The organism is Mycobacterium intermedium, from assembly GCF_002086275.1.
Classification (GTDB): Bacteria; Actinomycetota; Actinomycetes; order Mycobacteriales; family Mycobacteriaceae; genus Mycobacterium; species Mycobacterium intermedium.
In genome coordinates this window covers 25,855-52,421 of the sequence record NZ_MVHT01000034.1, presented here as the reverse complement: position 1 = coordinate 52,421, position 26,567 = coordinate 25,855, and the positions used below count along the sequence as shown (strand labels likewise).

Annotated in this window: 22 protein-coding genes; 4 read left to right on the top strand and 18 right to left on the bottom strand. The window is 65.2% G+C overall.

What is annotated here, in order from left to right; genetic code table 11:
• Nucleotides 1–2 precede the first annotated feature (2 nt).
• From BST27_RS14005 to BST27_RS13970, 9 genes are all read right to left on the bottom strand, one after another.
• Nucleotides 3–1,178, bottom strand: a complete 1,176-nt coding sequence (locus BST27_RS14005; protein ID WP_069420813.1) for an NAD(P)/FAD-dependent oxidoreductase — start codon at nucleotides 1,176–1,178, stop codon at nucleotides 3–5.
• A 25-nt stretch (nucleotides 1,179–1,203) separates the two neighbouring features.
• Nucleotides 1,204–2,019 (bottom strand): mycofactocin-coupled SDR family oxidoreductase, encoded by an 816-nt coding sequence (locus BST27_RS14000; protein ID WP_069420814.1) that lies wholly within the window; start codon nucleotides 2,017–2,019, stop codon nucleotides 1,204–1,206.
• 50 nt (nucleotides 2,020–2,069) lie between these two features.
• Nucleotides 2,070–2,870 (bottom strand): SHOCT domain-containing protein, encoded by an 801-nt coding sequence (locus BST27_RS13995; protein WP_069420815.1) that lies wholly within the window; start codon nucleotides 2,868–2,870, stop codon nucleotides 2,070–2,072.
• A 63-nt stretch (nucleotides 2,871–2,933) separates the two neighbouring features.
• The gene (locus tag BST27_RS32415) at nucleotides 2,934–3,095 is read right to left on the bottom strand and encodes a hypothetical protein (protein WP_156789290.1); all 162 of its coding nucleotides are present in this window, start codon (nucleotides 3,093–3,095) and stop codon (nucleotides 2,934–2,936) included.
• A 72-nt stretch (nucleotides 3,096–3,167) separates the two neighbouring features.
• On the bottom strand, nucleotides 3,168–4,358 hold the full coding sequence (gene tuf / locus BST27_RS13990; RefSeq protein WP_069420816.1) for an elongation factor Tu: 1,191 nt from the start codon (nucleotides 4,356–4,358) through the stop codon (nucleotides 3,168–3,170).
• Nucleotides 4,359–4,476: 118 nt separating this feature from the next.
• A complete protein-coding gene (gene fusA, locus BST27_RS13985) occupies nucleotides 4,477–6,582 on the bottom strand; it encodes an elongation factor G (protein ID WP_069420817.1) in 2,106 nt (701 codons plus the stop codon).
• Nucleotides 6,583–6,658: 76 nt separating this feature from the next.
• Nucleotides 6,659–7,129 carry a 30S ribosomal protein S7 gene (gene rpsG, locus BST27_RS13980; protein ID WP_069420818.1) on the bottom strand — a complete coding sequence of 157 codons (471 nt, stop codon included), beginning with the start codon at nucleotides 7,127–7,129 and terminating at the stop codon, nucleotides 6,659–6,661.
• Entirely contained in the window at nucleotides 7,129–7,503 is a 375-nt protein-coding gene (gene rpsL, locus BST27_RS13975) for a 30S ribosomal protein S12 (protein ID WP_003879423.1), read from the bottom strand. Before rpsL ends, rpsG begins: the two co-directional genes overlap by 1 nt.
• 258 nt (nucleotides 7,504–7,761) lie before the next feature.
• Nucleotides 7,762–8,409, bottom strand: coding sequence for a TetR/AcrR family transcriptional regulator (locus BST27_RS13970; protein WP_069420819.1), 648 nt, complete (start codon nucleotides 8,407–8,409; stop codon nucleotides 7,762–7,764).
• Nucleotides 8,410–8,819: 410 nt separating this feature from the next.
• On the opposite strand from BST27_RS13970, the gene BST27_RS13965 reads away from it, so the two are divergent.
• Nucleotides 8,820–9,197 carry a DUF3060 domain-containing protein gene (locus BST27_RS13965; RefSeq protein WP_069420820.1) on the top strand — a complete coding sequence of 126 codons (378 nt, stop codon included), beginning with the start codon at nucleotides 8,820–8,822 and terminating at the stop codon, nucleotides 9,195–9,197.
• 16 nt (nucleotides 9,198–9,213) lie between these two features.
• On the top strand, nucleotides 9,214–9,714 hold the full coding sequence (locus BST27_RS13960) for a DUF3060 domain-containing protein (protein ID WP_069420821.1): 501 nt from the start codon (nucleotides 9,214–9,216) through the stop codon (nucleotides 9,712–9,714).
• A 9-nt stretch (nucleotides 9,715–9,723) separates the two neighbouring features.
• On the opposite strand, the gene BST27_RS13955 is transcribed toward BST27_RS13960, so the two are convergent.
• Genes BST27_RS13955 through BST27_RS13935 form a run of 5 tightly spaced genes read right to left on the bottom strand, consistent with a single transcriptional unit; the run spans nucleotide 9,724 to nucleotide 14,629 of the window.
• Nucleotides 9,724–10,497, bottom strand: a complete 774-nt coding sequence (locus tag BST27_RS13955; RefSeq protein WP_069420822.1) for a crotonase/enoyl-CoA hydratase family protein — start codon at nucleotides 10,495–10,497, stop codon at nucleotides 9,724–9,726.
• Nucleotides 10,494–11,234 (bottom strand): PaaX family transcriptional regulator C-terminal domain-containing protein, encoded by a 741-nt coding sequence (locus BST27_RS13950; RefSeq protein ID WP_069420823.1) that lies wholly within the window; start codon nucleotides 11,232–11,234, stop codon nucleotides 10,494–10,496. Before BST27_RS13950 ends, BST27_RS13955 begins: the two co-directional genes overlap by 4 nt.
• Nucleotides 11,235–11,238: 4 nt before the next feature.
• The gene (locus BST27_RS13945) at nucleotides 11,239–12,177 is read right to left on the bottom strand and encodes a crotonase/enoyl-CoA hydratase family protein (protein WP_069420824.1); all 939 of its coding nucleotides are present in this window, start codon (nucleotides 12,175–12,177) and stop codon (nucleotides 11,239–11,241) included.
• Nucleotides 12,178–12,185: 8 nt separating this feature from the next.
• Entirely contained in the window at nucleotides 12,186–13,814 is a 1,629-nt protein-coding gene (locus BST27_RS13940; RefSeq protein ID WP_069420825.1) for an acyl-CoA dehydrogenase family protein, read from the bottom strand.
• A 59-nt stretch (nucleotides 13,815–13,873) separates the two neighbouring features.
• Nucleotides 13,874–14,629, bottom strand: a complete 756-nt coding sequence (locus tag BST27_RS13935) for a deoxyribonuclease IV (protein WP_069420826.1) — start codon at nucleotides 14,627–14,629, stop codon at nucleotides 13,874–13,876.
• A 123-nt stretch (nucleotides 14,630–14,752) separates the two neighbouring features.
• Here BST27_RS13935 and BST27_RS13930 point away from each other — a divergent pair, with 123 nt between their 5' ends.
• On the top strand, nucleotides 14,753–15,031 hold the full coding sequence (locus tag BST27_RS13930; RefSeq protein WP_069420827.1) for a hypothetical protein: 279 nt from the start codon (nucleotides 14,753–14,755) through the stop codon (nucleotides 15,029–15,031).
• On the opposite strand, the gene BST27_RS13925 is transcribed toward BST27_RS13930, so the two are convergent.
• From BST27_RS13925 to BST27_RS13910, 4 genes are all read right to left on the bottom strand, one after another.
• Entirely contained in the window at nucleotides 15,032–18,982 is a 3,951-nt protein-coding gene (locus BST27_RS13925; RefSeq protein WP_069420828.1) for a DNA-directed RNA polymerase subunit beta', read from the bottom strand. It abuts the gene before it with no gap.
• A gap of 55 nt (nucleotides 18,983–19,037) precedes the next feature.
• Nucleotides 19,038–22,541: a DNA-directed RNA polymerase subunit beta gene (gene rpoB / locus BST27_RS13920; protein ID WP_276014265.1), complete on the bottom strand. Its 3,504-nt coding sequence runs from the start codon at nucleotides 22,539–22,541 to the stop codon at nucleotides 19,038–19,040.
• Nucleotides 22,542–23,069: 528 nt separating this feature from the next.
• Entirely contained in the window at nucleotides 23,070–24,074 is a 1,005-nt protein-coding gene (locus tag BST27_RS13915) for an ABC transporter ATP-binding protein (protein WP_069420830.1), read from the bottom strand.
• Nucleotides 24,075–24,215: 141 nt separating this feature from the next.
• Nucleotides 24,216–25,742: a carotenoid oxygenase family protein gene (locus tag BST27_RS13910; protein ID WP_069420831.1), complete on the bottom strand. Its 1,527-nt coding sequence runs from the start codon at nucleotides 25,740–25,742 to the stop codon at nucleotides 24,216–24,218.
• Between the two features lie 62 nt (nucleotides 25,743–25,804).
• Here BST27_RS13910 and BST27_RS13905 point away from each other — a divergent pair, with 62 nt between their 5' ends.
• Nucleotides 25,805–26,497: a TetR/AcrR family transcriptional regulator gene (locus BST27_RS13905; RefSeq protein ID WP_069420832.1), complete on the top strand. Its 693-nt coding sequence runs from the start codon at nucleotides 25,805–25,807 to the stop codon at nucleotides 26,495–26,497.
• Nucleotides 26,498–26,567 lie beyond the last annotated feature (70 nt).

The window sequence follows — 26,567 nt, the reverse complement described above, 5'->3', positions numbered from 1 at the left end:
GCCTATTCCAGCACTTCGCCGATCGGGGCGGCTGCGGCGATCTTGGCCCGGGTCTTCATGACCTTGCCGGGAACGCCGCCGCCGACCACGCCGACGAGCACGCCGTCCCGTTCGTAGTAGGCCAGGAATTTGCGGCCGTCGTCCTCGACCAGGTGGACGATGTCGGTGGCTTCCGGCTCGCCCAGGCACTGGATCTTGACGTCATACTGGTCGCTCCAGAAGTAAGGGACTACCACGTTGGTCGGCAGCTCGTTGCCCAGTATCGCCGGCACGATGACCCGGGCCTGGTCGGCGACGTTGCTCCAATGCTCCACCCGCGCTTGGTGTCCCGTCGCGTCTCGCCAGGAGGCGACGTCACCCAGCGCCCAAACGTGCGGCGCGCTGGTGCGGCCGGCCTCGTCGCACACCACGCCGTTGTCGACCTCGATGCCGCTGCCCTCCAGCCAATCCGTGGCCGGGTGCGACCCGATGCCCACCACCACCAGGTCGGCGCTCACCTCCGTGCCGTCGGTCAGCACCACGGTGTCCACGTGCCCGTCGCCACGCACCTCCGCCACACCCAGGCCGGTCCGCACGTCGACACCCTCGTCGCGGTGCAGGCGCGTCACCAGTTCACCGATCTGGGTGCCCAGGACCGAGGCGAGCGGCGTCGGCTGAGGCTCCACCAGGACCACGTCGACCCCGAGGCCGCGCAGGCTCGCCGCCACCTCACAGCCGATGAAGCCCGCCCCGATCACCACCGCCTTGTTGGCCGACGATGCGTGGCTGCGCAGCGCCATGCACTCGTCGAGCGACCGCAGCACCCGGATGCCCTCCAGGTCGGGGAAGCTCGGGATGCGCCGTGGGACAAGGCCGGTCGCGATGACGAGGTCGTCGTAGCCGAGCACGGAGCCATCGGCCAGGGTGATGGTCTTGGCCGCGGTGTCCACGCCGGTGGCTGCCGCTCCCAGCCGCAGATTGATGTTCTTCTCGTCGTACCATTCGCGGGGTTTGAGGGCGGTGTCGTCGATCTCGGCGCGCAGCACTTCCTTGGACAGGGGCGGCCGGTCGTACGGCAGGTGCACCTCGTCACTGACGATGGTGATGGGGCCGGCGTACTCCGCGCGTCGCAGCTGCTCGGCGGTGCGGGCGGCGGCCAACCCGCCGCCGACGATCACGATTCCGTTGCTAGTCGTCACGTGGAGTTCATAGCACGGTCGACACTCAGTACTTCAACGCGCCCTTGTCGACATGGATCTGCTGGCCCGACAGAGTGCCCGACCCGTCGCCAGCGAGCCAGACCACGACGTCGGACACCTCGTCGGCGGTCATAAAGCCTTTGTACTGCATGGGCATTGGCGGGAAGCTGTGCACAAAGCGCGGATGCTTGGCGAATATCTCCATCATCGCTTCCGGCTCGATCATCGGCGTGTCCACCGAGTAGGGGTGGATGGAATTGACCCGGATGCCGTATTCGCCGAGTTCGATCGCCAACGTGTTGGTCAGACCGGTGAGTCCGTATTTGCTGGCCGCGTAGTGGCCGTTGCCCGGTGTCGCCTTCAGGCCCGCCGAGGAGCTGACCACCACGATCGACCCCCCATTGCCGGCCTCGATCATCGCCGGAATCGTGGCCCGCAGCGTCTTGAAGGTGCCGGTGAGGTTGACCCCGATGACGGTGTCCCACTGCTCGTCGGTGAGCTCCCAAACCCGTCCCCAACCCAGCACCCCGGCGTTGGCCACCACGATGTCGAGGCGTCCGAACTGCTCGACTCCGTCGGCAACCAGTTGCCGCAGTGCCGCGTCGTCCCGGATGTCGACCTCGCGGGCCAGCACCTTGCGCCCCTCGGCCTCAACCGCGCGCACGGTTTCGCTGAGGTCCTCGGGAGTGGCCGGCGTGTAGGTGATGCTGTCGGACACCCGAGCGCAGACGTCCGACGCAACAATGTCCGCGCCCTCACGGGCGAGCCTGATCGCGTGCGAGCGCCCCTGGGCTCGGGCGGCCCCGGTGATGAAGGCCACCCGTCCTTGTAGAGATCCCATTCGGCAAGGTTAACAGCGGAACTGAAACGTGTTCTAACTCGGTCGGCGCGTCAGATCTCGGAGATGATCTGGGCGCGGCGGCTGGCGTATTCCTGGTCGTTGAGCGCACCGCTGGCGCGCAGCGAATCCAGTTCCTGCAGCCGCTCGCCGATCGATGCCTGCTGGGCGGCCGGGGCCGCCTGCCCCGACTGCTGGTGGGCCGCCCGGCGTACCACCTCGTTGATCTGCTGAGTGAGGATCGGATTCGAACGGACGTCGATCATCCGGTTCAACGGGATGTTGTTGGCCTTCAGAATTTGCAGGATCTCCATCAATGGTCCGGCCTGCCCACGCAGGTCGTAGGTCTGGTTGTCCGAAGAGACGTGGAACTGCGCGGGCACCAGGCCGTTGACCAGTGCGCTGCGCTCCCAGTCGATCAGGTACTGGTTGGTGACGGGATCAACGAGGACGACGAGCTTGCCCGCGGTGAGGTTGCCGAGTCGCGTCACGCTCGCGATCACCCGGTCTTCGGAGTCGAACGGTGTGATCCCCGGCCCGGAGATGTGCAGCTGCACCTTCACCATCGGCTGGTCGTTGATCCGGGTCCCCGTCTCCTGCAAGCCGGTGATCTGGGCGAGCGCCAGCACCCCGGTTTGTTCCAGCAACGCCGTCTTGGCCGCGGTCTTCTCGCCCCAGTTGGTCAACGCAAGCGCGACGAGAACGTCGAGCACGGTGATGATCAGACCGGCCCAGAACATCCAGCCCGTGTATTCCTGCAGGCCCAGGGCGAAGTAGACGATCAGAAAGATCGGCCCGACCAAACCCCCACACAACAGCACCAGCAACTGCGTCTTGATGTAGCGCGCCAGCATGTGACCACTCCTCGTTAAGCCGGAAAGTTGCTGTCACAGTAGCGCCCGCGCAGCCCCTACCGATCACAGCTTTTCGCCGACGCGCCGCTCCGCCGCCGAAATCGGCATTCCCGGTGCCCCGGGCCGCCCGTCGCCGATCAGGGGACGCCCAAGGAGCAGCCGGGTGGGAGTGTTGATCAGGTCGAACACCTGCTGCTGGACGTTGGCGACCTCGGCCGCGGCCAACAGACGCAAAAACCCCCGAACTAGTCGGGGGCTTTGCGTCTGTTGGCGCTACGAAGGTAGCGCGCAGCGAAATTACTTGATGATCTTGGTAACCCGGCCGGCGCCGACGGTGCGACCACCCTCGCGGATGGCGAACCGCAGACCCTCGTCCATGGCGACCGGCTGGATCAGCTTCACCGAGATGTTGGTGTTGTCACCGGGCATGACCATCTCCGTACCCTCCGGCAGCGTCACCACACCGGTCACGTCGGTGGTGCGGAAGTAGAACTGCGGACGGTAGTTGTTGAAGAACGGCGTGTGCCGACCGCCCTCGTCCTTGGACAGGATGTAGACCTGGCCCTCGAACTCGGTGTGCGGCGTGGTGGTGCCGGGCTTGGTGACGACCTGCCCGCGCTCGACGTCCTCACGCTTGACACCACGCAGCAGCAGACCGACGTTGTCGCCCGCCTGGCCCTGGTCGAGCAGCTTGCGGAACATCTCGACACCGGTGACCGTGGTCTTGGTGGTGGTCGGACGGATACCGACGATCTCGACTTCCTCGTTGACGTTGATGACGCCCCGCTCGACACGGCCGGTCACCACGGTGCCACGGCCGGTGATGGTGAAGACGTCCTCGACGGGCATCAGGAACGGCTTGTCGGTCTCGCGTACCGGGTCCGGAATCGACTCGTCAACGGCGTCCATCAACTCCTCGACGCTCTTGACCCACTTCTCGTCACCCTCGAGAGCCTTCAGGGCGGACACCCGCACAACGGGGGCCTCCTCGTCGAACTCCTGGGCGGCCAGCAGCTCGCGGACCTCCATCTCGACGAGCTCGAGCAGCTCCTCGTCGTCGACCGCGTCGGCCTTGTTCAGCGCCACCAGGATGTAGGGGACACCGACCTGACGGGCGAGCAGCACGTGCTCGCGGGTCTGCGGCATCGGGCCGTCCGTAGCGGCGACCACCAGGATCGCGCCGTCCATCTGGGCGGCACCGGTGATCATGTTCTTGATGTAGTCAGCGTGACCAGGCGCGTCGACGTGCGCGTAGTGGCGCTTGTCGGTCTGGTACTCCACGTGCGCGATGTTGATCGTGATACCGCGCTGACGCTCCTCAGGCGCGTTGTCGATCTGGTCGAACGCCTTGGACTCATTCAGGTCCGGAAACTTGTCGTGCAGGACCTTGGTGATGGCCGCGGTCAGGGTGGTCTTGCCGTGGTCAACGTGACCGATGGTCCCGATGTTGACGTGGGGCTTGGTCCGCTGGAACTTCGCCTTCGCCACTTTTGTGTCCTCCTGGACTGTTGGTGCTTAAAAAAGCAGTGTTGATGTTCTGAAATTATTTGCCGCGGGTGCCAACCGCGTCAGCTTACTCGTAGGGCGTTTACCTATTGCCCGGCGCCTATTCGCCGGTCGCCTTGGCGATGATTTCCTTCGACACCTGCGCCGGCACTTCGGCATAGCTGTCGAACACCATGGAGTAGTTCGCCCGGCCTTGAGTCTTGGACCGTAGGTCGCCGACGTAGCCGAACATCTCCGACAGCGGCACGTGCGCCCTCACGACGCGCGCACCGGCCCGCTCCTCCATGGCCTGAATTTGACCACGGCGGGAGTTCAGGTCCCCAATCACGTCACCCATGTACGCCTCGGGCGTGGTGACCTCGACGGCCATGATGGGTTCCAGGATCACCGGTTGCGCTTGTGCTGCAGCCTTTTTCAGGGCTTGCGAACCGGCGATCTTGAAGGCCATCTCCGACGAGTCGACCTCGTGGAAGGCGCCGTCAAGCAGGGTGACCTTCAGGTTCACCAGCGGGTAGCCGGCCAGGACGCCGTACTGCATGGCGTCTTGCGCTCCCGCATCCACCGACGGAATGTACTCGCGCGGGATGCGCCCACCGGTGACCTTGCTCTCGAACTCGTAGGTGGCACCGTCTTCGCTGGTGAACGGTTCGAGCTTGATGATCACCTTGGCGAACTGGCCGGAGCCACCCGTCTGCTTCTTGTGGGTGTACTCGACGCTGTCCACCACCCGGCGGATGGTTTCCTTGTAGGCCACCTGCGGCTTGCCGACATTGGCCTCGACCTTGAACTCCCGACGCATGCGGTCGACCAGGATGTCCAGGTGCAACTCGCCCATGCCGCCGATCACGGTCTGACCGGTCTCGGGGTCCTGGTGCACCTTGAAGGTCGGGTCCTCCTCGGCGAGCTTCTGGATCGACAGGCTCAACTTCTCCTGGTCGCTCTTGGTCTTGGGCTCGATGGCCACCTCGATAACCGGGTCGGGGAAGGTCATCGACTCCAGCACGATCTGGTCGTTCGGATCGCACAGCGTGTCGCCGGTGGTGGTGTCCTTCAGGCCGATCACCGCGTAGATGTGGCCGGCGCTGGCCGTCTCCACCGGGTTCTCCTTGTTGGAGTGCATCTGGAAGAGCTTGCCCAGACGCTCCTTCTTGCCCTTGGTGGCGTTGATGACCTGCGAGCCGGAGTCGACCTTGCCCGAGTACACCCGGACGTAGGTCAGCTTGCCGAAGAACGGGTGCGCGGCGACCTTGAACGCCAGCGCCGCGAACGGCTCGTCGACCGACGGGTTGCGGGTGATCTCTTGGTCTTCCTTGCCCGGAACGTGGCCGATGGCCGGCGGCACGTCCAACGGGGACGGGAGGTAGTCGACGACGGCGTCGAGCATGGGCTGCACGCCCTTGTTCTTGAACGCACTGCCGCACAGCACCGGGTAGGCCTCGGAGCTGATGGTCAGCTTGCGCAACGCGCCCTTGATCTCGTCGACGGTGAGTTCTTCGCCGCCGAAGTACTTCTCCAGCAGCTCCTCGTCCGTCTCGGCGACGGCCTCGAGCAGCTTGGTGCGGTACTCCTCCGCCTTCTCCGCCAGCTCTGCGGGGATCTCGACGGTGTCGTAGGTCTCGCCCAGCTTCGTCTCGCCACGCCACACCTTGGCGTTCATCTCGACCAGGTCGACGACGCCCTCGAACTCGCTCTCCGAGCCGATCGGCAACTGGATCGGGATCACGTTGGCGCCGAGGCGCTCCTCCATGGTCTTGACCGAGAAGTAGAAGTCGGCGCCGATCTTGTCCATCTTGTTGACGAAGCAGATACGGGGCACGTCGTACTTGTCGGCCTGGCGCCACACCTGCTCGGACTGCGGCTCGACGCCTTCCTTGCCATCGAACACCGCGACGGCACCGTCGAGGACCCGCAGGCTGCGCTCCACCTCGACGGTGAAGTCGACGTGGCCGGGCGTGTCGATCAGGTTGATCTGGTGGTTCTTCCAGAACGTGGTAGTCGCAGCCGAGGTGATGGTGATACCCCGCTCCTGCTCCTGCTCCATCCAGTCCATGGTGGCGGCACCGTCGTGCACCTCACCGATCTTGTAGCTGATGCCGGTGTAGTAGAGGATCCGCTCGGTGGTCGTGGTCTTGCCGGCATCGATGTGCGCCATGATGCCGATATTGCGGACCTTGCTCAGGTCTGTCAGAACGTCCTTCTGTGCCACAGAAGTCTTCCCACTCTTTCGATTGCTTAGTTAGTTTCGCTGTCGGTCTATGCCCGGCGTACCAGCGCCGGTTGCATCACCAGCGATAGTGCGCGAAGGCGCGGTTTGCCTCGGCCATCTTGTGGGTGTCCTCGCGCCGCTTCACGGAGGCACCGAGGCCGTTGCTGGCATCCAGAATCTCGTTTGCCAGGCGCTCGACCATCGTCTTCTCCCGGCGCTGCCGCGAGTAGCCGACCAGCCAACGCAACGCCAACGTGGTCGACCGGTCGGGTCGCACCTCCACCGGGACCTGGTAGGTCGCACCACCGACGCGGCGGCTGCGGACCTCCAAGGCCGGCTTGACGTTGTCCAGGGCCCGCTTGAGGGTGATGACCGGGTCGGTACCGGTCTTCTCGCGGGCGTTTTCGAGCGCACCATAAACAATGCGCTCAGCCAGCGATTTCTTCCCCTTGAGCAGAACCTTGTTCACCAACTGGGTGACCAGCTGCGACCCGTAGACGGGGTCGTTGACCAACGGACGCTTGGGTGCGGGGCCCTTGCGCGGCATTAGCTCTTCTCCTTCTTGGCGCCGTAGCGGCTGCGAGCCTGCTTGCGGTTCTTCACGCCCTGGGTGTCAAGCGAACCGCGGATGATCTTGTAGCGCACACCGGGCAGGTCCTTCACACGGCCGCCACGCACCAGCACCATCGAGTGCTCCTGCAGGTTGTGACCTTCGCCCGGGATGTAGGCGGTGACCTCGACCTGGCTCGTCAGCTTCACACGCGCAACCTTCCGAAGCGCCGAGTTCGGCTTCTTCGGGGTGGTGGTGTACACGCGGGTGCATACGCCACGGCGTTGCGGGCTGCCCTTGAGCGCCGCGGTCTTGACCTTGCCGATCTTGTCGCGACGACCCTTGCGGACCAGCTGCTGAATGGTTGGCATCTACCGGCTTTCTTCTTTTGCTGTTATGACGTGCGGTGTAAAAGTCCTTGTACTGCAGTTATGCCCCGCCTTGGAGTAGATCGAGTACCCCGCGGCCGGGTGTGTCGCATGCGCTCGCCCCGAATTTAATTCGTCGTATCCGTTGGCATCGCGGACATGCGAATTGGCCCGGCATCAACGCCTCTACTTCAGGCGTCGCAAGCCGCCAGGCACGAGGAACCACAATACCCGTCGGCGGTCATGCAGGTCAAAGTGACCTTAGTGGGACGAAGCGCCCCCCTTTATTGTGCGCCGTTCCATGCCGGCGGCCAGCCGCAGCACCATGTCGGTGAACACGGCATCGGTGTCGATGTCGTCCATGACGCCGGTCATTTCCAGCAGCACAAATCCGTGCAGTGCCGACCAGAACTCCAGGGCCGCATAGAAGGCGTCCTCACCGTCTAGGCCGTAGGACGACAACACCGAGATCACCGGCGCTGCCGCGGCCCGGGTGGCCTCGGCGTATTCCGCATCGTCGCCGCCCAGCGGCATCCGGGTGAACGCCGAATACCGACCGGGATGGTGGTGGGCGTAGCTGCGGTATGCACCCGCCATAACCAATACCGCGTCGTCACGGGCGCGACCCTCGCCGACCCGGTTGAGCATCGTGATGATGTCGTCGATGACCCGGATCCGCACCGCGCGGCGCAGGTCCTCGAGGCTGTCGACGTGGTTGTAGAGCGACGGCCCCTTGGTTCCGAGCTGCGTCGCCAACGCGTTGATGGTCAGCGAATCCCAGCCCTCGCGATCCAGGAACATCAGTGCGCCCTCGACGATGCCCTCACGACTCAGCTTGGCGGGACGGGCCGAGGACTTGCCGCCGCGCGGGCGACCACCCGCCGGTGCTGTTTCAGGCTGAGCTGCCATGGGTCTCCCGGGTCGTGGCCATCGCGTCAACTAATGACTCTAGTTTCAACTAATGACTCTAGTTGACTGAGGCGGGCCAGTTGACACTGCAGATTTGGCGGGAGTTACTCGCACTTTGCCGCCCAGGACGCAGAGTCAACGCTTCCAGTGGACCCGCCAGCGCTGACACTGCAGATTTGGCGGGGGTTACTCGCACTTTGCCGCCCAGGACGCAGAGTCAAAACCCAACGCCCGCCAGCGAGAGTTGACATTGCGCCCAGGGCGGTCGCCTCTCGGCCTTTGCCGCCCAGGACGCAGTATCAACGCGACCAGTGGACCCGCGCGAACTTGGGGCTGTCCCAGCACCGGCCGGTACACGTAATCTCAAATCCAGATCTGCAGACCACCCGCCCAACGAAGGGGGGACCGCCATGAAATGGACAACCGTTGCCGGGGCGCTGGCTACCTGCGCTGTGACGGTTGCCGTCACCCCTGCCGCGTCACCGCCGGTCGCCCAGGCGAAGAACGGTGACACTCACATCACGGGTCAGGGTCTGCAGACAACAGTTGACTGCAACGACTCCACCCTCATCGTCAACGGCACCAACAACTACGTGACGGCGAAGGGAACGTGCTGGGCGGTGACGATCATGGGTACGTCCAACACCGTCGTCGCCGACACCGTCATCAACGACATCACCGTTTACGGCTACGACGGGACGGTGTACTTCCACAACGGCGATCCAGTCATCTGGGACCGTGGCCGCGAGCTGGGCATGACCAACCGGATCCAACGAGTAGGTCCCTGAGACGAATCGAGGAATCATGCGCGTTCACGGCGTTGTCCTGACGGCACGGCGGGCCGCGCCCGCTCTGGCAGTGGCCGCCATCACCGCGGCGTTCGGTCTGGTGGCCTGCAGTGGGACGGCCAGCCCGCCGGGCGGTACGACCAGCACTACCACCACGAAGTCGAGCGCAACCAAGTCGACAAGCGGTGCGACGGAGACCACCTCGTCGGGCGACTTGACGACCAGCATTTCCGTCGAGGTCGGCGACACGGTGAACTACGGGTCGTTGGGGACGACCGCGACGGTGGACTGCGGTGACGGCAAATCACTCAACGTGGCCGGCTCGAAGAACACGCTGACCGTGACCGGAACCTGCCAGTCACTCACCGTCGGCGGCACCAAGAACACCATCAACCTGGACACGGTCAAAGAGCGCATCAGCGTGATCGGGCTCGACAACAAGATCACCTACCAGAACGGCGACCCCGAGATCAACAATGTGGGCGGGTCAAGCAACGAGATCAAGAAGGGCGGCTAGCCCGCTCGGCTAGCCGCGCCCGCTCGGGGCGCCGTGCCGCCCTGCGCCCGCGGCGAACCGTCCGGCCCCCTCGACCGCTTCACCCGCCGACCGGGACAAGCTCGCGAATTCGACGTCGAGCGCTTCCGACTCGGACAGGCCCCACTGCGTGAGCGCCGACAGCCGATCCGAGCGCATGCACTGCTGCGGCAGCGCCGCCAACTCGGCCGCCAATTCCTCGGCCGCCTGTCGCGCTTGGCCTTTGGGCACAACCCGGTTGGCCAAACCCATCGCCAGCGCTTCGTCCGCCTTCACGGGGCGGCCGGTGAGAATCATGTCCATCGCCCGGCTGTGGCCGATCAGCCGCGGCAGGCGCACGGTGCCGCCGTCGATCAGCGGGACGCCCCAGCGCCGGCAGAACACACCGAACACGGCATCCTCCTCGGCCACCCGCAGATCGCACCACAGCGCCAGTTCCAGGCCGCCGGCGACGGCGTAGCCGCTGACCGCGGCGATCACCGGCTTCGACAGAACCATTCGCGTCGGGCCCATGGGCCCGGGGCCCGTGCGGTGCGTGGCATTGGTATCCGGGGTGCCAATGGCCTTCAAATCGGCTCCCGCACAGAATGTTCCGCCTTCGCCGCACAGCACCGCCACCGAGGCGGTGTCGTCGCGATCGAATTCGCTGAATGCCGCATACAAGGCGGCGGCCGTAGGACCGTTCACCGCGTTGCGCGCCGCTGGCCGGTTGATGATTACGGTGGTAACCGGGCCCTTACGCTCCACACGAACCAGATCACTCATGGCACCTCCTGGAGTTGGGTCGCGTCTGATGTTTCCGTCAAGCCACGCCTTTCCGCCAGTTCAGTGGCGAAGTCGTGGTATGCCTCGCGCAGCCGCGCCCCCGGCCAGTCAGGAGGCAGCAGTTCGGGCGGCAGCATAGGGTCGGTCAGCAGGTGACGGACCATCGCGGCGGCCACCACGAACCGCGTGGGAATGTCTGCGGCGTTGGACATCTCGTCAAGCAGCTGGGTGCCGACACTGGCCCACGCGGGCAGATCCCACAGCTGCCCGGCCAGCTCAGCCGGTGCGTCGTCGCGCGCCTTCAGCAGCCGGGCCCGGGCAGCGATCTCGGGGTCGAGCTCCAGATCGAGATTGTCCGGGCGCATCCAGACGCCTTCGCGCAATTCACCAAATCGCTTGTTCTGCATGGTTGTTCGCAGGGCGGCACGCGTTCGGGCGTCCGTGCCGACGCTGGTCACGATGAGGACGTGCCAGTATCCGCCCCAGGCCCGAATCGGCGGGCGCATGGCCTCGTCCTGGCGACGCTGACGAGCGAGCAGTCGATCCGAAAGCCGATAGCCGTCGGCCGACCGGATCAGGTCGCCGGCGCTGACCATGCGGGTGAGCGCAACCCGCAGCGTCGTCTCCTTGATACCGAAATCCGCCGTCAGTCTGATCAATTCGCTCGCAGTAGCCCACGCCGGATGAGCACCCAGCAGCACGCTGAGCACCACCGAACGGGCCGTCATGTTCGGCATGGTGTCAGACCTGGGAGGCTCGACGTCCGTGGTCGCCGAACGGCTCATCCCGATGCTTGACCGCCTCGCGGAAGCCGTGTTCGACCGCGTCGGCGACAAAGGCGTGTCCCTCGGGAGTGTGCCGAGCGATGCCGTCGAAGACCGTGCTGACCATCCTGCTGGTGGCCACACCTTGTTGCAGCAGAGCGGAATTCAGCGCGAGCTTGGTCATGATCAGCTGATTGACCGGCAACGCCGCGATCCGCTGTACCAGTCGCTCGGTGCGCTCGTCGAGGTCTTCGGCGGCCGGCGCCTCGACGGCGAGTCCCCACTCGGCGGCCTGGGCTCCGGTGATGCAATCACCGGTGAACAGCAGCCTTTTCGCGCGCTGGTCACCGAGCCGATGCGCCCACAGACCCGCCGCCGGAACGCCCCACACCCGGGTCGGCGGATAGCCGATCTTGGCGTCGGCGGCGGCGATCACCTGATCGGCATGCAGGGCGATGTCGGTTCCGCCGGCCACGCAGTACCCGTGGATCTTGACCACCGTCGGCTTGTCGCAATGCATCAGGCTGGAGAAGCCGCGTACGAACCGGCTCATCATCTGGTAGTCGATCATCGGATCCCAGGGCTGATTCGGCAGATGGTTGATGGCCTGTGTCTTGCCGTCCAGCACCGTGCCTTGATACGCGCCCGTGCCGCCAGACGATCCGGTGCCGTCGGCGTAGGCGGACAGATCGAAACCGGCGCAGAAACCCTCGCCTCGACCGGATACCAGGATGACGTGCACGTTGGGGTCGAGGTCGGCTCGCTCCACCAACGCCGACAGCTCCAGTGGGGTGTCGGCGATGATCGCGTTGCCCTTCTCCGGGCGGTTGAACGTGATGCGTGCGACCCGATCGGTGACCTCATAGGTCATCGTCTTCAGGTTGTCGAAATCGACCTTCCTGATCGCGTGGGTCATGCCCCGACTCAGCCCTTCACCAGGGCGCGCTCGAGAATGGGTGCGAGGTCCAGCCCGGCCGGCAACGTGCCGAACGCGCCGCCCCATTGACCACCGAGTCGGCTGGCCAGGAACGCTTCGGCGACGGCGGGATGCCCGTGGCGCACCAGCAGCGATCCCTGCAACGCCAGGCAGATGTCCTCGGCGACCTTTCGGGCTCGGTACTGGATGGTTTCCAGCTCCTCCAGTTGCGGCCGCAGTTGCTCGACGTGCCGATCCAGTCGCGGGTCCTGGCCCGCACTGCCGCCCAGTTCGTCGAACAGCACGTCCACGCACTCGGGCCGAGTTGCCATGGCGCGCAACGTATCCAGCGCGCTGACGTTGCCCGAGCCCTCCCAGATTCCCATCAGCGGGGCCTCGCGATACAGCCGGGGCATTCCGGAGTCTTCCACATAACCGTTGCCGCCGAGGCATTCCAGCGCTTCGACGGCATGTGGGGTGGAGCGCTTGCACACCCAGTACTTGCTGGCCGCCAGGCCGATCCGACGTAGCAGCGCCTCCCGTTGGTCGCCACGCACCGCGCGGTCGGTGGCCCCGGCCATCCGCATGGCCACGATGGTTGCGGCCTCCGCCTCGACCGCCAGGTCTGCCAGTACATTGCGCATCAATGGCTGGTCGATGAGATAGGCGCCGAACGCCTTTCGGTGCTGGGCGTGGTGTACCGCCTGGGTCAGTCCGGTGCGCATGCTGGTGGCGCTGCCCAGTGTGCAGTCGAGGCGGGTCAGGTTGACCATCTCGATGATGGTCGGCACACCGCGACCCTCTTCGCCCACCAACCACGCTGTCGCGCCGTCGTATTCGACCTCACTGGACGCGTTGGCGCGGTTGCCGAGCTTGTCCTTGAGTCGCTGCAGGAACATGCGGTTGCGGGTGCCGTCGGGGAGGATGCGCGGCAACATGAAGCAGGACAAGCCATTTGGTGCTTGCGCCAGCACCAGGAAGATGTCGCACATCGGAGCGGATGTGAACCACTTGTGGCCGGTGAGGCGGTAGCTGCCGTCGGAGTTGGGGGTGGCCTGGGTGGTGCCGGCGCGCACGTCGGAACCACCTTGCTTCTCCGTCATCGACATGCCCGCGGTGATCCCCCGCTTGTTCACCGCCAGCTTGAGCTCCGGGTCGTACTCCCGGCTGGTCAGCAAGGGCTCGTAAACCGCCGCCAACTCGGGGTTGTAGCGCAGCGCCGGCACCACGGCATACGTCATCGAGATCGGACACACGTGGCCGGGCTCGCAGTTCCAGGCCGACATCTTTGCGGCGCGTACCACGTGGCTGCCCGGGCGGTCGTCGGCCCAGGGGGCCGCGTGCAAGCCGTGGGCGATCGCCGCCTTCATCAATTCGTGGTAGGCGGGGTCGTACTCGACCTCGTCGACACGGTGGCCGTAGCGGTCGTGGGTGCGCAAGATGGGTCGGTTACGTTCCGCGAGTTCGCCCCACCGGATGGCCTGGGTGGAGCCGGACAGCACCCCCACCTCGTTGACCTCGTCCAGACCCCACTGACCGCCTTCCCGAATCAACGCCTCGGCGAGGACGGGAAACGACGCGGGGTTGTAGTTCTCCAGCGGCGGGACCTGGTTGACGACGACGTGCGTATCTGGCATGACGTCGATATTACATTTTTTCGACAACCGAACCAAGAGGTGTAATAGTCGGCCGACGATCAGGTCGCGGTGTGCTCCCGCAGAAACGCGATGTCGTCCTTGCGGCCTTCGTCGGCGGTCTCGCAGATGACCGGTGCGTCGGCGGCCTTCACGACGGCGACCAAAAGGTCGGGATCGATCTTGCCGGTGCCGAAGTTGGCGTGCCGGTCCGCGCCCGACCCGGCGGCGTCCCGCGAGTCGTTGCAGTGCACGAGGTCGATGCGACCGGTCAGCGCCTTGATCCGGTCGACCGCGTCAACCAGCTCCTCCCCGGCCGCCCACGCGTGGCAGGTGTCGAGGCAGAAACCGATGCCCGTGTCGCCGATGTGATCCCACAACCGGCCGATGGTGTCGAAGTAGCGCGCCATCGCGTGATCCCCGCCCGCGGTGTTCTCCAGATACACCTGAACGTCGGTCTCGAGGTACTTGAGCGCCTTGACCCAGCGCTCGAAGCCTGCCTCCATGTCGTCGTCATCGGCGTGGCCGCCGTGCACGATCACCGCAGTGGCATTGATGTCGGCAGCGGCATCGCAGGTGTCCTGCAGGATCTTTCGTGACGGGATGCGAATGCGGTTGTTGGCCGACGCCACGTTGATCAGGTACGGCGCATGAACGTACAGCGGCACGGTCGAGGCTCGCAGCGCTTCAGCGTCCTCGCGCGGCTTGGGCTTCTTCCAGCTCTGTGGGTTGCCAAGGAAGAACTGCACCACGTCGGCGCCGTCGGCCTGGGCTGCGGCCAGAGGGTCATCTGAATGGACGTGCGAACCTATGAGCACGCAGGCCAGTGTAGTGAGTGACCGGATCGGCTGCCGCCCGCCGCAGCGCCGGCACCACGGCACAGTCTTACGAGCGGCGAGCGTCACGCCAGCGTTGCCGTCGCACCCGAGCGCCGCCCCAGCGTGACGCTCGACGTGACGCTCGAAACCACCATAGGCCGCACCGGACGCGAGCGTCACGCCAGCGTTGCCGTCGCACCCGAGCGCCGCCCCAGCGTGACGCTCGACGTGACGCTCGAAACCACCAGCCGCCGCACCGGACACGAGCGTCACGCCAGCGTTGCCGTCGCACCCGAGCGCCGCCCCAGCGTGACACTCGACGTGACGCTCGACCACCAGAAGCCGCACGAAAAAGCCCCGGGCGGGTCGCCCGGGGCTTTTTCGTCACGAATTGCGAAGTGACTAGCGGTAGTCGCTGTATCCGTAGTCGTCCAGCGGAACGGCAGCACCAGTGGCCTGACCGAAGTCCGGGCTGTAGTACTGGTCCTCGTAGGACGGGATCGTGTACGCCGCGGCGCGCGCTTCCTCTGTCGGCTGAACCTGGATGTTGCGGTACCGGCTGATACCGGTGCCGGCAGGGATCAGCTTTCCGATGATCACGTTCTCCTTCAGACCGTTGAGCTTGTCGCTGCGGCAGTTGATGGCCGCATCGGTCAGCACTCGCGTGGTCTCCTGGAACGACGCCGCCGACAGCCACGAGTCGGTGGCCAGCGACGCCTTCGTGATACCCATCAGCACCGGACGGCCGGCGGCGGGTTCGCCGCCCTCGGCCACCACCCGACGGTTCTCCGCTTCGAACTCCGCACGGTCGATCAGCGAACCGGGCAGGAACTCCGTCGAGCCCGAGTCGATGATGGTGACCCGGCGCAGCATCTGGCGAACGATCACCTCGATGTGCTTGTCATGGATCGACACACCCTGCGCCCGGTAGACCTCCTGGACCTCGCGGACCAGGTGGATCTGCACCTCGCGCGGGCCCTGCACACGCAGCACCTCGTGCGGGTCGGCCGAGCCTTCCATCAACTGCTGGCCCACCTCGACGTGGTCGCCGTCGGACAGCACCCGCTCGGAGCCGTCCTCGTGCTTGAACACGCGCAGGCGCTGACGCTTGGACAGCTTGTCGTAAACAACTTCCTCGCTGCCGTCGTCGGGAACGATGGTGATCTTGTAGAACCGGTCGTTGTCCTCGAGCCGAACCCGGCCGGTGACGTCGGCGATGGGCGCCTTGCCACGCGGAACACGGGCCTCGAACAGCTCCTGGACACGCGGCAGACCGCCGGTGATGTCCTCACCCACACCACCCTGGTGGAAGGTACGCATGGTCAGCTGCGTGCCGGGCTCGCCAATGGACTGGGCCGCAACGATACCCACGGCCTCGCCGATGTCGACCAGCTTGCCGGTGGCCATCGACCGCCCGTAGCAGGTTGCGCACACGCCGGTTCCGGTCGTGCAGGTCAGCACCGAGCGCACCTTGACCGAAGTGATGCCGGCCGCCAGCAAGGCGTCGATCTCCGGGTCACCCAGATCCTCGCCGCGCGCGACGATGACGTTGCCGGCCTCGTCGACCGCGTCGGTACCCAAAGTCCGCGCGTACGCCGAGGTTTCGATGTACGGGTCGCGGATCAGGGTGCCATCCGGCTGACGCTCGGCCAGTTCGACGACGATGCCGCGCTCGGTCTGGCAGTCGTGCTCGCGGACGATCACGTCCTGCGACACGTCCACCAGACGACGGGTCAGGTAGCCCGAGTCAGCGGTACGCAACGCGGTGTCCGCCAAGCCCTTTCGAGCACCGTGGGTGTTGATGAAGTACTCCAACACCGTCAGGCCCTCACGGAACGAGGACTTCACCGGACGCGGGATGAACTCACCCTTCGGGTTCGTCACCAGACCCTTCATGCCGGCCAGCGTTCGCGTCTGGGTGAAGTTACCGGTAGCACCCGAGTCGACGATCGTGATGATCGGGTTGTCGTCGGGGTAGTGCTCCCGCAACGCCTGGCCCACCTCGTCGGTGGCTTCCTTCCAGATCTCCACCAGCGCCTCGTTGCGCTCGTCGTGGTTCAAAGCACCGCGCTGGAACTGCTTTTCGACCTTGTCGGCCCGCTCCTCGTAGCGGTCGAGGATCTCCTTCTTCCGCGGCGGCACCAACACGTCGGCCATCGAGACCGTGACACCGCTGCGGGTCGCCCAGTAGAAGCCGGCGTCCTTGAGCTTGTCGACGGTCTGCGCGACCACGATCATCGGGTAGCGCTCGGCCAGGTCGTTGATGATCGAAGCCTGCACCTTCTTGTGCATCTGCTTGTTCACGAACGGGTAGCCCAGCGGCAGCAGCTCGTTGAACAGCACCCGACCCAGCGTGGTCTCGGCAGTCCAGGGATCACCCGGCTGCCAGCCATTGCGGCCGAACAGCTCGGTCTCGATCTCGGCGGGCGGACGCAACTGCGTCAACCGCACCTTGATCTTGGCCCGCACCGACAGCACACCGCGGTCGGCAGCCATGATCGCCTCGGCCGGCGAGGAGTACACGCCCGTCTCCGGGCTGTCCGTGCCGGCCGGCTGGTATTCGCCCTTGTCGCCGGGAACCTCGGTGGTCAGGTAGTACAACCCGGTCACCATGTCCAGACGCGGCATGGCCAGCGGGCGGCCAGAAGCAGGCGACAGGATGTTGTTCGACGACAGCATCAGGATGCGAGCCTCGGCCTGCGCCTCGGCGCTCAGCGGTAGGTGCACGGCCATCTGGTCACCGTCGAAGTCGGCGTTGAACGCCTCACACACCAACGGGTGCAGCTGAATGGCCTTGCCTTCCACCAGCATTGGCTCGAACGCCTGGATACCCAACCGGTGCAGGGTAGGTGCGCGGTTCAGCAGCACCGGGTGCTCGGCGATGACCTCTTCGAGCACGTCCCACACCTGCGGACGCTGGCGCTCCACCATGCGCTTGGCGCTCTTGATGTTCTGCGCGTGGTTGAGGTCGACCAGACGCTTCATCACGAACGGCTTGAACAGCTCGAGTGCCATCAGCTTGGGCAGACCACACTGGTGCAGCTTGAGCTGCGGGCCGACCACGATGACCGAACGGCCGGAGTAGTCGACACGCTTACCGAGCAGGTTCTGACGGAACCGACCCTGCTTGCCCTTGAGCAGATCGCTCAGCGACTTCAGCGGACGGTTGCCCGGCCCGGTGACGGGCCGGCCGCGACGGCCGTTGTCGAACAGCGCGTCCACCGACTCCTGCAGCATCCGCTTCTCGTTGTTGACGATGATCTCGGGTGCCCCGAGGTCGATCAGCCTCTTGAGGCGGTTGTTGCGGTTGATCACGCGGCGGTACAGGTCGTTGAGGTCGGACGTGGCAAAACGACCACCGTCCAGCTGCACCATGGGACGCAGTTCCGGCGGGATCACCGGCACGGCGTCGAGCACCATGCCCATCGGCGAGTTGCCGGACTGCTGGAACGCGGCCACCACCTTCAACCGCTTCAGGGCACGAAGCTTCTTCTGCCCCTTGCCGTTTCGGATAACCTCACGCAGCGCCTCGGCTTCGGCGTCGATGTCGAAGTTCTCGATCAACTTCTGAATCGACTCGGCGCCCATGGCACCGGTGAAGTACTCGCCGTAGCGGTCCTGCAGCTCGCGGTAGACGTTTTCGTCAACGATCAGCTGCTTGGGAGCCAGCTTGGTGAAGGTGTTCCAGATGTCCTCGAGCCGGTCCAGCTCACGCTGGGCACGGTCACGGATCTGGCGCATCTCACGCTCGCCACCGTCGCGCACCTTGCGCTTGGCGTCGGCCTTGGCGCCTTCGGCCTCCAGCTCGGCCAGGTCGGCCTCGAGCTTCTGCGCCCGTGCCTCCAGATCTGCGTCACGCTGGTCCTCAACGGCCTTGCGCTCCACCATCATTTCGGCCTCGAGCGTGGACAGCTCGTTGTGACGCATCTCCTCGTCCACCGAGGTGATCACGTAGGCGGCGAAGTAGATGATCTTTTCCAGGTCCTTCGGAGCCAGGTCCAGCAGGTAACCCAGACGCGACGGGACGCCCTTGAAGTACCAGATGTGGGTGACGGGTGCGGCCAACTCGATGTGGCCCATCCGCTCACGACGCACCTTGGCGCGGGTGACCTCGACACCGCAGCGCTCACAGATGATGCCCTTGAAGCGCACGCGCTTGTACTTGCCGCAGTAGCACTCCCAGTCGCGAGTCGGTCCGAAGATCTTCTCGCAGAACAGACCGTCCTTCTCGGGCTTGAGCGTGCGGTAGTTGATGGTCTCCGGCTTCTTGACCTCACCGTAGGACCACTGGCGGATGTCCTCCGCGGTGGCCAGGCCGATGCGGAGTTCATCGAAGAAGTTGACGTCTAGCACGTAACTCCCTTTCCCCTTGCGGGTTTAGTAACTGTCCAGCTAGTTCCAAAGAGGATCAAGCAAGATCCTCGACTGACGCAGATTCGTTGCGCGACAAGTTGATTCCCAGGTTGGCTGCGGCACGTTCGAGGTCCTCGTCCTCGCCCTCGCGCAGCTCGATGGCCGCGCCGTCGGACGAGAGCACCTCGACGTTGAGGCAGAGCGACTGCAGCTCCTTGAGCAACACCTTGAAGGACTCGGGGATACCCGGCTCTGGGATGTTCTCGCCCTTGACGATCGCCTCGTACACCTTGACCCGGCCGACGGTGTCGTCGGACTTGATGGTCAACAACTCCTGCAGCGTGTACGCGGCGCCGTAGGCCTGCATGGCCCAGCACTCCATCTCACCGAACCGCTGACCACCGAACTGCGCCTTACCGCCCAGCGGCTGCTGGGTGATCATCGAGTACGGACCGGTGGAGCGGGCGTGAATCTTGTCGTCCACCAAGTGGTGCAGCTTCATGATGTACATGTAGCCAACCGTCACCGGGTACGGGAACGGCTCACCGCTGCGGCCGTCGAACAGCACGGCCTTGCCGTCGCCGTCCACCATCACCTCGTTGTCCCGGTTGGGCAACGTGCACGACAGCAGCCCCTGCAGTTCGGCTTCCTGAGCACCGTCGAACACCGGCGTCGCGACGATGGCGTCCGGCTCGGAGTGGTACAGGTCCTCCGGCAGGTTGGCGGCCCAGTCCGGAACCCCGTTGGCGACGTCGATCTTCCAGCCGGACTTGGCCACCCACCCGAGGTGGGTCTCCAAGATCTGGCCGATGTTCATCCGTCGCGGCACACCGTGGGTGTTCAGGATGATGTCGACCGGGGTCCCGTCCGGCAGGAACGGCATGTCCTCGACGGGCAGGATCTTGCCGATGACGCCCTTGTTGCCGTGGCGTCCGGCCAGCTTGTCACCGTCGGAGATCTTGCGCTTCTGCGCGACGTAAACGCGGACCAACTCGTTGACACCGGCCGGCAGCTCGTCGTCGTCCTCGCGGGAGAACACACGAATGCCGATCACCTTGCCGGACTCGCCGTGCGGCACCTTCAGCGAGGTGTCGCGGACTTCGCGGGCCTTCTCACCGAAGATCGCGCGCAGCAGCCGCTCCTCCGGGGTCAGCTCGGTCTCACCCTTCGGGGTGACCTTGCCGACCAGGATGTCGCCGTCGCGAACCTCGGCGCCGATGCGCACGATGCCCCGCTCGTCCAAGTCGGCGAGGACCTCGTCGGAGACGTTCGGGATGTCCCGGGTGATCTCCTCCGCGCCCAGCTTGGTGTCGCGGGCGTCGATCTCGTGCTCCTCGATGTGAATGGACGTCAACACATCTTCTTCGACCAGTCGGTTCGAGAGGATTATCGCGTCCTCGTAGTTGTGGCCTTCCCACGGCATGATCGCCACCAGCAGGTTCTTGCCGAGCGCCATCTCACCGTTCTCGGTGCAGGGACCGTCGGCGATGACCTGGCCGGCCTCGACGCGGTCGCCGGCGTCCACAATCGGCGACTGGTTGGCGCACGTCCCGTGGTTGGAGCGGGCGAACTTGCGCATCCGGTAGGTGTGCCGGGTGCCGTCGTCGGCCATCACGGTGATGTAGTCGGCAGAGACCTCCTCGATCACGCCGGACTTCTCCGCCACCACGACGTCGCCGGCGTCGATCGCGGCGCGCAGCTCCATGCCGGTGCCCACCAGCGGCGCCTCGCTACGCACCAGCGGGACCGCCTGACGCTGCATGTTGGCGCCCATCAGCGCGCGGTTGGCGTCGTCGTGCTCGAGGAACGGGATCATGGCCGTGGCCACCGACACCATCTGGCGCGGCGAGACGTCCATGTAGTCCACCTCGGACGACGGCACGTACTCGACCTCGCCCGCCTTCCGGCGGACCAACACACGCGGCTCCAGGAAGCGACCGTCTTCGGCGATCGGCGAGTTGGCCTGCGCCACGACGTGGCGGTCCTCCTCGTCGGCCGTCAGGTAGTGGATCTCGTCGGTAACCACACCGTCGACGACCTTGCGGTACGGCGTCTCGATGAAGCCGAACGGGTTCACCCGCGCGTACACCGACAGCGAGCCGATCAGACCGATGTTCGGCCCCTCCGGGGTCTCGATCGGGCACATGCGGCCGTAGTGCGACGGGTGCACGTCACGGACTTCCAGCCCGGCACGCTCACGCGACAGACCACCCGGGCCCAACGCCGACAGACGACGCTTGTGGGTCAGACCCGACAGCGGGTTGTTCTGGTCCATGAACTGCGAGAGCTGGCTGGTGCCGAAGAACTCCTTGATCGCGGCGACCACCGGCCGGATGTTGATCAAGGTCTGCGGCGTGATCGCCTCGACGTCCTGAGTGGTCATCCGCTCGCGGACAACGCGCTCCATGCGGGACATGCCGACCCGGATCTGGTTCTGGATCAGCTCGCCGACGGTACGCAGACGACGGTTGCCGAAGTGGTCGATGTCGTCGACCTCGACGGGCACCTCGACCCCACCCGGCACGGTCATCGTCTTGTCACCCTGATGCAGCCGCACCAGGTACTCGATGGTGGCGACGACGTCCTCTTCGGTCAGCGTGGTCGACGTGGTCTGAGCCGGGTTCTCGGTGATGCCCAGCTTCTTGTTGACCTTGTACCGACCCACGCGAGCCAGGTCGTAGCGCTTTTCCTTGAAGAACAGGTTCTCCAGCAGGGTCTGCGCGGACTCCTTGGTCGGCGGTTCGCCCGGACGCAGCTTGCGGTAGATGTCGAGCAGCGCCTCGTCGGTGCCGACGGTGTTGTCCTTCTCCAGGGTCGACATCATGATCTCGGAGAAACCGAAGCGCTCGTGGATCTGCTCGTTGGTCCAACCGAGGGCCTTGAGCAGCACGGTGACCGGCTGGCGGCGCTTGCGGTCGATGCGCACGCCGACGGTGTCGCGCTTGTCGACGTCGAACTCCAACCACGCGCCACGGCTGGGGATGACCTTGACGCTGTGCAGCGTCTTCTCCGTGGACTTGTCGATCGTCTCGTCGAAGTAGACACCCGGCGAACGGACCAGCTGGCTGACGACGACACGCTCGGTGCCGTTGATGATGAAGGTGCCCTTCTCGGTCATCATCGGGAAGTCACCCATGAACACCGTCTGGCTCTTGATCTCACCGGTGTTGTTGTTGATGAACTCGGCCGTGACGAACAGCGGGGCCGCGTACGTCATGTCCTTGTCTTTGCACTCGTCGACCGGCGCCTTGACATCGTCGAAGCGGGGGTCGGAGAACGACAGCGACATCGAACCGGAGAAGTCCTCGATCGGCGAGAGCTCGTCGAGCACCTCTTCCAGGCCGCCCTTGGGGCTGACGTCGCCGCGCTCCAGGGCGCGCTCGCGCCAACGTTCCGAACCGATCAGCCACTCGAACGAGTCCGTCTGAACGTCAAGCAGCCCCGGAACCTCGAGCGGTTCACGGAGCTTGGCGAAAGAGACCCGGTTGGGGGCTCCCGGTACGGAGCGATTTGAAGAACTTTGAGAGAGATTCGCGTTAGTCTGGCGGAAATCAGCCAAGATGCGTCCTTCCAGCACCTCGTGCGACGACGCGAAGCCCAGGAGGAGCCGGGATAGAGCCGGTATGCCGGTGCCTATCGGGCCTGTTCGCCGCAGAATAATTGTGTCGGTTCGGCTGGCGAACGATCTCCCCAGAGCTCACGCACGCGACTAACTAGCTGAGCCGGAAAGTGGGCTCAGGCTAAGACCACGGTGTCAGGTGGCGGGTGAGGTGGGCAGGAAGCAGCCAGCGCAACGTCCAACAATAGCGGAGACGCGCGCATTCCTCAACTGCCCATCACAAGTAGCCGTGTACGGGGACCGGCGCTGGCTGGCTTCTCGATCTTCCCGCCTACACATGCTGCCCAACAGATTGGCCCGTTTACGGCTCGTCGTCAAGAGGAACAAGCGGCGAGTTACGCCGAGTTTTCCTGAAAGTTCGCCGGTGAGGGCCCTGCAGGGGGCACGGATCTGCGTGAGCGAGACCATCGGCGCACGCCGACGGGACGCGCAAAAGCACGCGTCTCGAGGGTGGGCGCCGGAGGGTGTTTAGTAGTCGGTCGGCGCGTACTTGTGCGTGCCCTCGAGGTCGTCGAGGATCGCCTTCTGCGCTTTCGGGGGCAGGGTGTGCAGCATGGCGCGAACGCGGGCCTGGCGGCGGGCGACGGCCTTGCGCTCGGGCATGCCCGGCGTCGCCTGGATCTGCGGCGGCACACCCACGATGTCCTCGACACCGCCGGCGTGCTGGCCGGCGTCGACCATGGCCTGCTCTTCGGCCATGGTGGCCTCGTCCTTCTCCTCGGACATGCCGATCGGCCCGATACGGCGGCCGTTGAGGAACTGGCGCACCACCGGCTCGTCGCTGGTCAGGAGCACTTCGCGCGGCCCGAACATGACCAGGTGCTTACGGAACAACATGCCCATGTTGTCCGGCACGGTGCGAGCGATGTTGATGTTGTGCGTGACGATCAGGATGGTCGCGTCGATCTGGGCGTTGATGTCCATGATCAGCTGGCTCAGGTAGGCCGTACGCACGGGGTCCAGACCGGAGTCAGGCTCGTCGCAGAGGATGATCTGCGGGTCCAACACCAGCGCGCGAGCGAGGCCGGCACGCTTGCGCATACCACCGGAGATCTCACCCGGGAACTTCTTCTCGTCGCCGCCCAGACCCACCATCTGCAGCTTCTCCATGACGATGTCACGGATTTCGCTTTCCTTCTTCTTGGTGTGCTCGCGCAGCGGGAACGCCGTGTTGTCGTAGAGGTTCATCGAGCCGAACAGGGCGCCGTCCTGGAACAGCACGCCGAACAGCGTGCGGATCTCGTACAGCTCCTTGGCCGAGCATTCGATGATGTCGGTGCCGTCGATGATGATCGAGCCGCGTTCCGGCCGCAGCAAACCGATCAGTGACTTCAGGAACACCGACTTACCGGTACCCGACGGGCCCAGCAACACGCTGACCTCCCCGGCGGGGATTTCGAGCGTGACGTCTTCCCAAATCCTTGAGGACCCAAAGGACTTCGTGAGTCCATTCACCTGGATGCTGACGCCCATGGGAAATCCTTCCGTCGCGCACGAACCGGCCACCTGCCCTTGTGGCTTGAGTCACTGTAGCGCACCCGTGGGGCGGCGCATCAGGTTGGGAAGATAACAATCTTCGGGCCACTCCTTGTGGGAACCCTCGTGGGGCGTTCCTCAGGCAGTCGGCGCCCAGTTCCCGTGGAAGCCCATCGGTACCCGCTGCGGCAAATGCACCGTCGCCACCGATTCGAGCGTCTGGGCGTCCAGGAGCACCAGCTGCCCCTCGTCGAGCTCGCGGTGGTAGCCGAAGCCCATCAGGACACCGTCGTCTTCGGCGGAGCCTGCCTGTTGCCCGGTCGCCGACGCCGCCGGGTTGGGGACAAATGACATCTCGCCGATCAGAAGGTCGGGATCCAGGGGCGCGATTTCGCTCGACCCGGTCTCGTAGTCGTGTTTGTAGACGGTCGTGGTCATGAGGGACTCCCCGGCGGTGAGGTAGCCGCCGTCGAAACCCAGCGCGTAGCCGTAGCGGTGTTTGGCGCCCAGCAGGCTTTCGTTGATCCGGGGAAATTCCTGCGACCGGTCGTCACGACGTTCGGTCTTCACCACGCCGGTGGTCAGGTTCACCGTCCAGCGGTCCAGCGCGGGCTTGGTGTCGCCCGGCCCACGCAGGTCGCGCTCGAACATTCGCGAGTAACGCACGACGTCGAGCACCAGCACCTCGCCCTCGTCGCGAACCTCCGAATAGGCGTTCAGCGGGTGGAACACGTAGCAGGGTTCGATATCGAACCACCGCACGTCCTTATTGCCGCCGTCGCGTGGCATCACCCCGATCCGCGCCGGGTAGTCGTCGTTCCAGAGGTAGGGCATGGTCTGGATGCGTTGCGGATTGCGGTTCACCACAGCGCTGATCGGACTGGGAACCCGGACGCGGCCCAGGACCGACTGCAGCGCCAACCGGGCGGGCGCATTCAGCCAGCGCGGCACCTTGACCGGCGAAATCTGAATGGGGTCGAAGGTCACCGGGAGGTCATAGATCACGACGTATTTGTCGGTCAGAGAGAAGTCGTGCATCATCGGCGACCCGCTCACCTCGATGTCGACGGTCCGCCGCGCCCGTCCCTGGGTGTCGATCACCGAGTACTGCACGGTCCGGCCGCGCAGGAACGAGTACGACACCGCGTGAAGCTCACCAGTCTTCGGGTCGCGGTGCGGGTGGGCGGTGAAGCCGCCGTACAAGGTGCCGTCGAAGTCGCACGGTCCCACAGTGTCCAGTTCGTCGGTGAGCTCGTAGTTGGCTCCGCCACCCTCGACGAGGGCAAGTGTCTTGCCGGCGTGGGTCAGGGCGTTGGTGTTGGGCCCCACGGAAAGCATTCCCACGCGCGGGTCCAGTCCCCGTGGCGCCGCCTCACCCAGCGCCTTACACACGGGTGGGGTGCGCACCCAACGGTTGCGGTACCAGAGGGCTTTTCCGTCGCGCAGCGCGACACCGTGCACCATCGCATCGCCGCTGAACCAGTGGTAAACGGCCGGGTTTACTTCGGCGGCCGGATTCGGTCCGTTGCGCAGGTAACGGCCGTCGAGGTGCTCCGGGATGCGCCCGGTGACCCGCAGGTCCGTCGCGGTGACTTCGGCCTCGACCGGCGCCAGAAAGTCCTCGAGGTACGGATTCCGGGATTCGGACGTTTGCGTCGCCGTCATGTCTGAGCTCCTATAACATCGTTATTACAGCGTTATCGGAACCGTACGCCCCTGATGAGAAGATGGCAAGGATGACTGCTCCGCAGACCCGACGCAGCGTTCGCGACGAGTTGCTGCACGCCGCGGTGAGATTGCTCAACGAGCACGGACCCGACGCGCTGCAAACCCGCAAGGTTGCCAGCGCCGCGGGAACCTCGACGATGGCCGTGTACACCCATTTCGGCGGGATGCGCGAGCTCATTGCCGAGGTCGCTCGCGAGGGGTTACGGCAGTTCGACGCCGCGCTGGCAGTGCCCCCGTCGGACGATCCGGTGGCAGACCTGATGCAGATTGGCGTCGCCTATCGGCGTTTCGCCATCGAGCGGCCGCACATCTATCGGCTGATGTTCGGCAGTACCAGCGCGCACGGCATCAACGTGCCCACCGAGAATGTTCTGACGCAGAGCCTCGCGGAGATCGAGCGGCGTGAGCCCAGCTTCGCTCACGTCGTGCGTGCGGTGCACCGAGCGCTGCACGCGGGCCGGATTACTGCGTGCTCAGCCGATGACGACACCTCCGTAGTGGCCACGGCAGCCCAGTTCTGGGCAATGATCCACGGCTTCGTGATGCTCGAACTGGCCGGGTTTTACGGCGATCCGAGCGTCAGCGGCGAGGCCGTCCTACCCGTGCTGGCGGCCATGACCAACAATCTGCTTGTGGCCCTTGGCGATTCACCCGAGCAAGTGCAGCGGTCACAACACGCCATCAGCCGCTGAAGGCGCGCCGAGGCGCGCTGCGCCAACGCAAACGGCCCCCGATGCTCGGGGGCCGTTGCGTCTGCTTGGG

Excerpts from the sequence above, each read along its gene's own strand:
- BST27_RS14000 (WP_069420814.1), bottom strand. The coding sequence starts at position 2,019 with ATGGGATCTCTACAAGGACGGGTGGCCTTCATCACCGGGGCCGCCCGA.
- BST27_RS13995 (WP_069420815.1), bottom strand. The coding sequence starts at position 2,870 with ATGCTGGCGCGCTACATCAAGACGCAGTTGCTGGTGCTGTTGTGTGGG.
- rpsG (WP_069420818.1), bottom strand. The coding sequence starts at position 7,129 with ATGCCGCGCAAGGGCCCCGCACCCAAGCGTCCGTTGGTCAACGACCCC.
- rpsL (WP_003879423.1), bottom strand. The coding sequence starts at position 7,503 with ATGCCAACCATTCAGCAGCTGGTCCGCAAGGGTCGTCGCGACAAGATC.
- BST27_RS13970 (WP_069420819.1), bottom strand. The coding sequence starts at position 8,409 with ATGGCAGCTCAGCCTGAAACAGCACCGGCGGGTGGTCGCCCGCGCGGC.
- BST27_RS13965 (WP_069420820.1), top strand. The coding sequence starts at position 8,820 with ATGAAATGGACAACCGTTGCCGGGGCGCTGGCTACCTGCGCTGTGACG.
- BST27_RS13960 (WP_069420821.1), top strand. The coding sequence starts at position 9,214 with ATGCGCGTTCACGGCGTTGTCCTGACGGCACGGCGGGCCGCGCCCGCT.
- BST27_RS13955 (WP_069420822.1), bottom strand. The coding sequence starts at position 10,497 with ATGAGTGATCTGGTTCGTGTGGAGCGTAAGGGCCCGGTTACCACCGTA.
- BST27_RS13950 (WP_069420823.1), bottom strand. The coding sequence starts at position 11,234 with ATGCCGAACATGACGGCCCGTTCGGTGGTGCTCAGCGTGCTGCTGGGT.
- BST27_RS13945 (WP_069420824.1), bottom strand. The coding sequence starts at position 12,177 with ATGACCCACGCGATCAGGAAGGTCGATTTCGACAACCTGAAGACGATG.
- BST27_RS13940 (WP_069420825.1), bottom strand. The coding sequence starts at position 13,814 with ATGCCAGATACGCACGTCGTCGTCAACCAGGTCCCGCCGCTGGAGAAC.
- BST27_RS13915 (WP_069420830.1), bottom strand. The coding sequence starts at position 24,074 with ATGGGCGTCAGCATCCAGGTGAATGGACTCACGAAGTCCTTTGGGTCC.
- BST27_RS13910 (WP_069420831.1), bottom strand. The coding sequence starts at position 25,742 with ATGACGGCGACGCAAACGTCCGAATCCCGGAATCCGTACCTCGAGGAC.
- BST27_RS13905 (WP_069420832.1), top strand. The coding sequence starts at position 25,805 with ATGGCAAGGATGACTGCTCCGCAGACCCGACGCAGCGTTCGCGACGAG.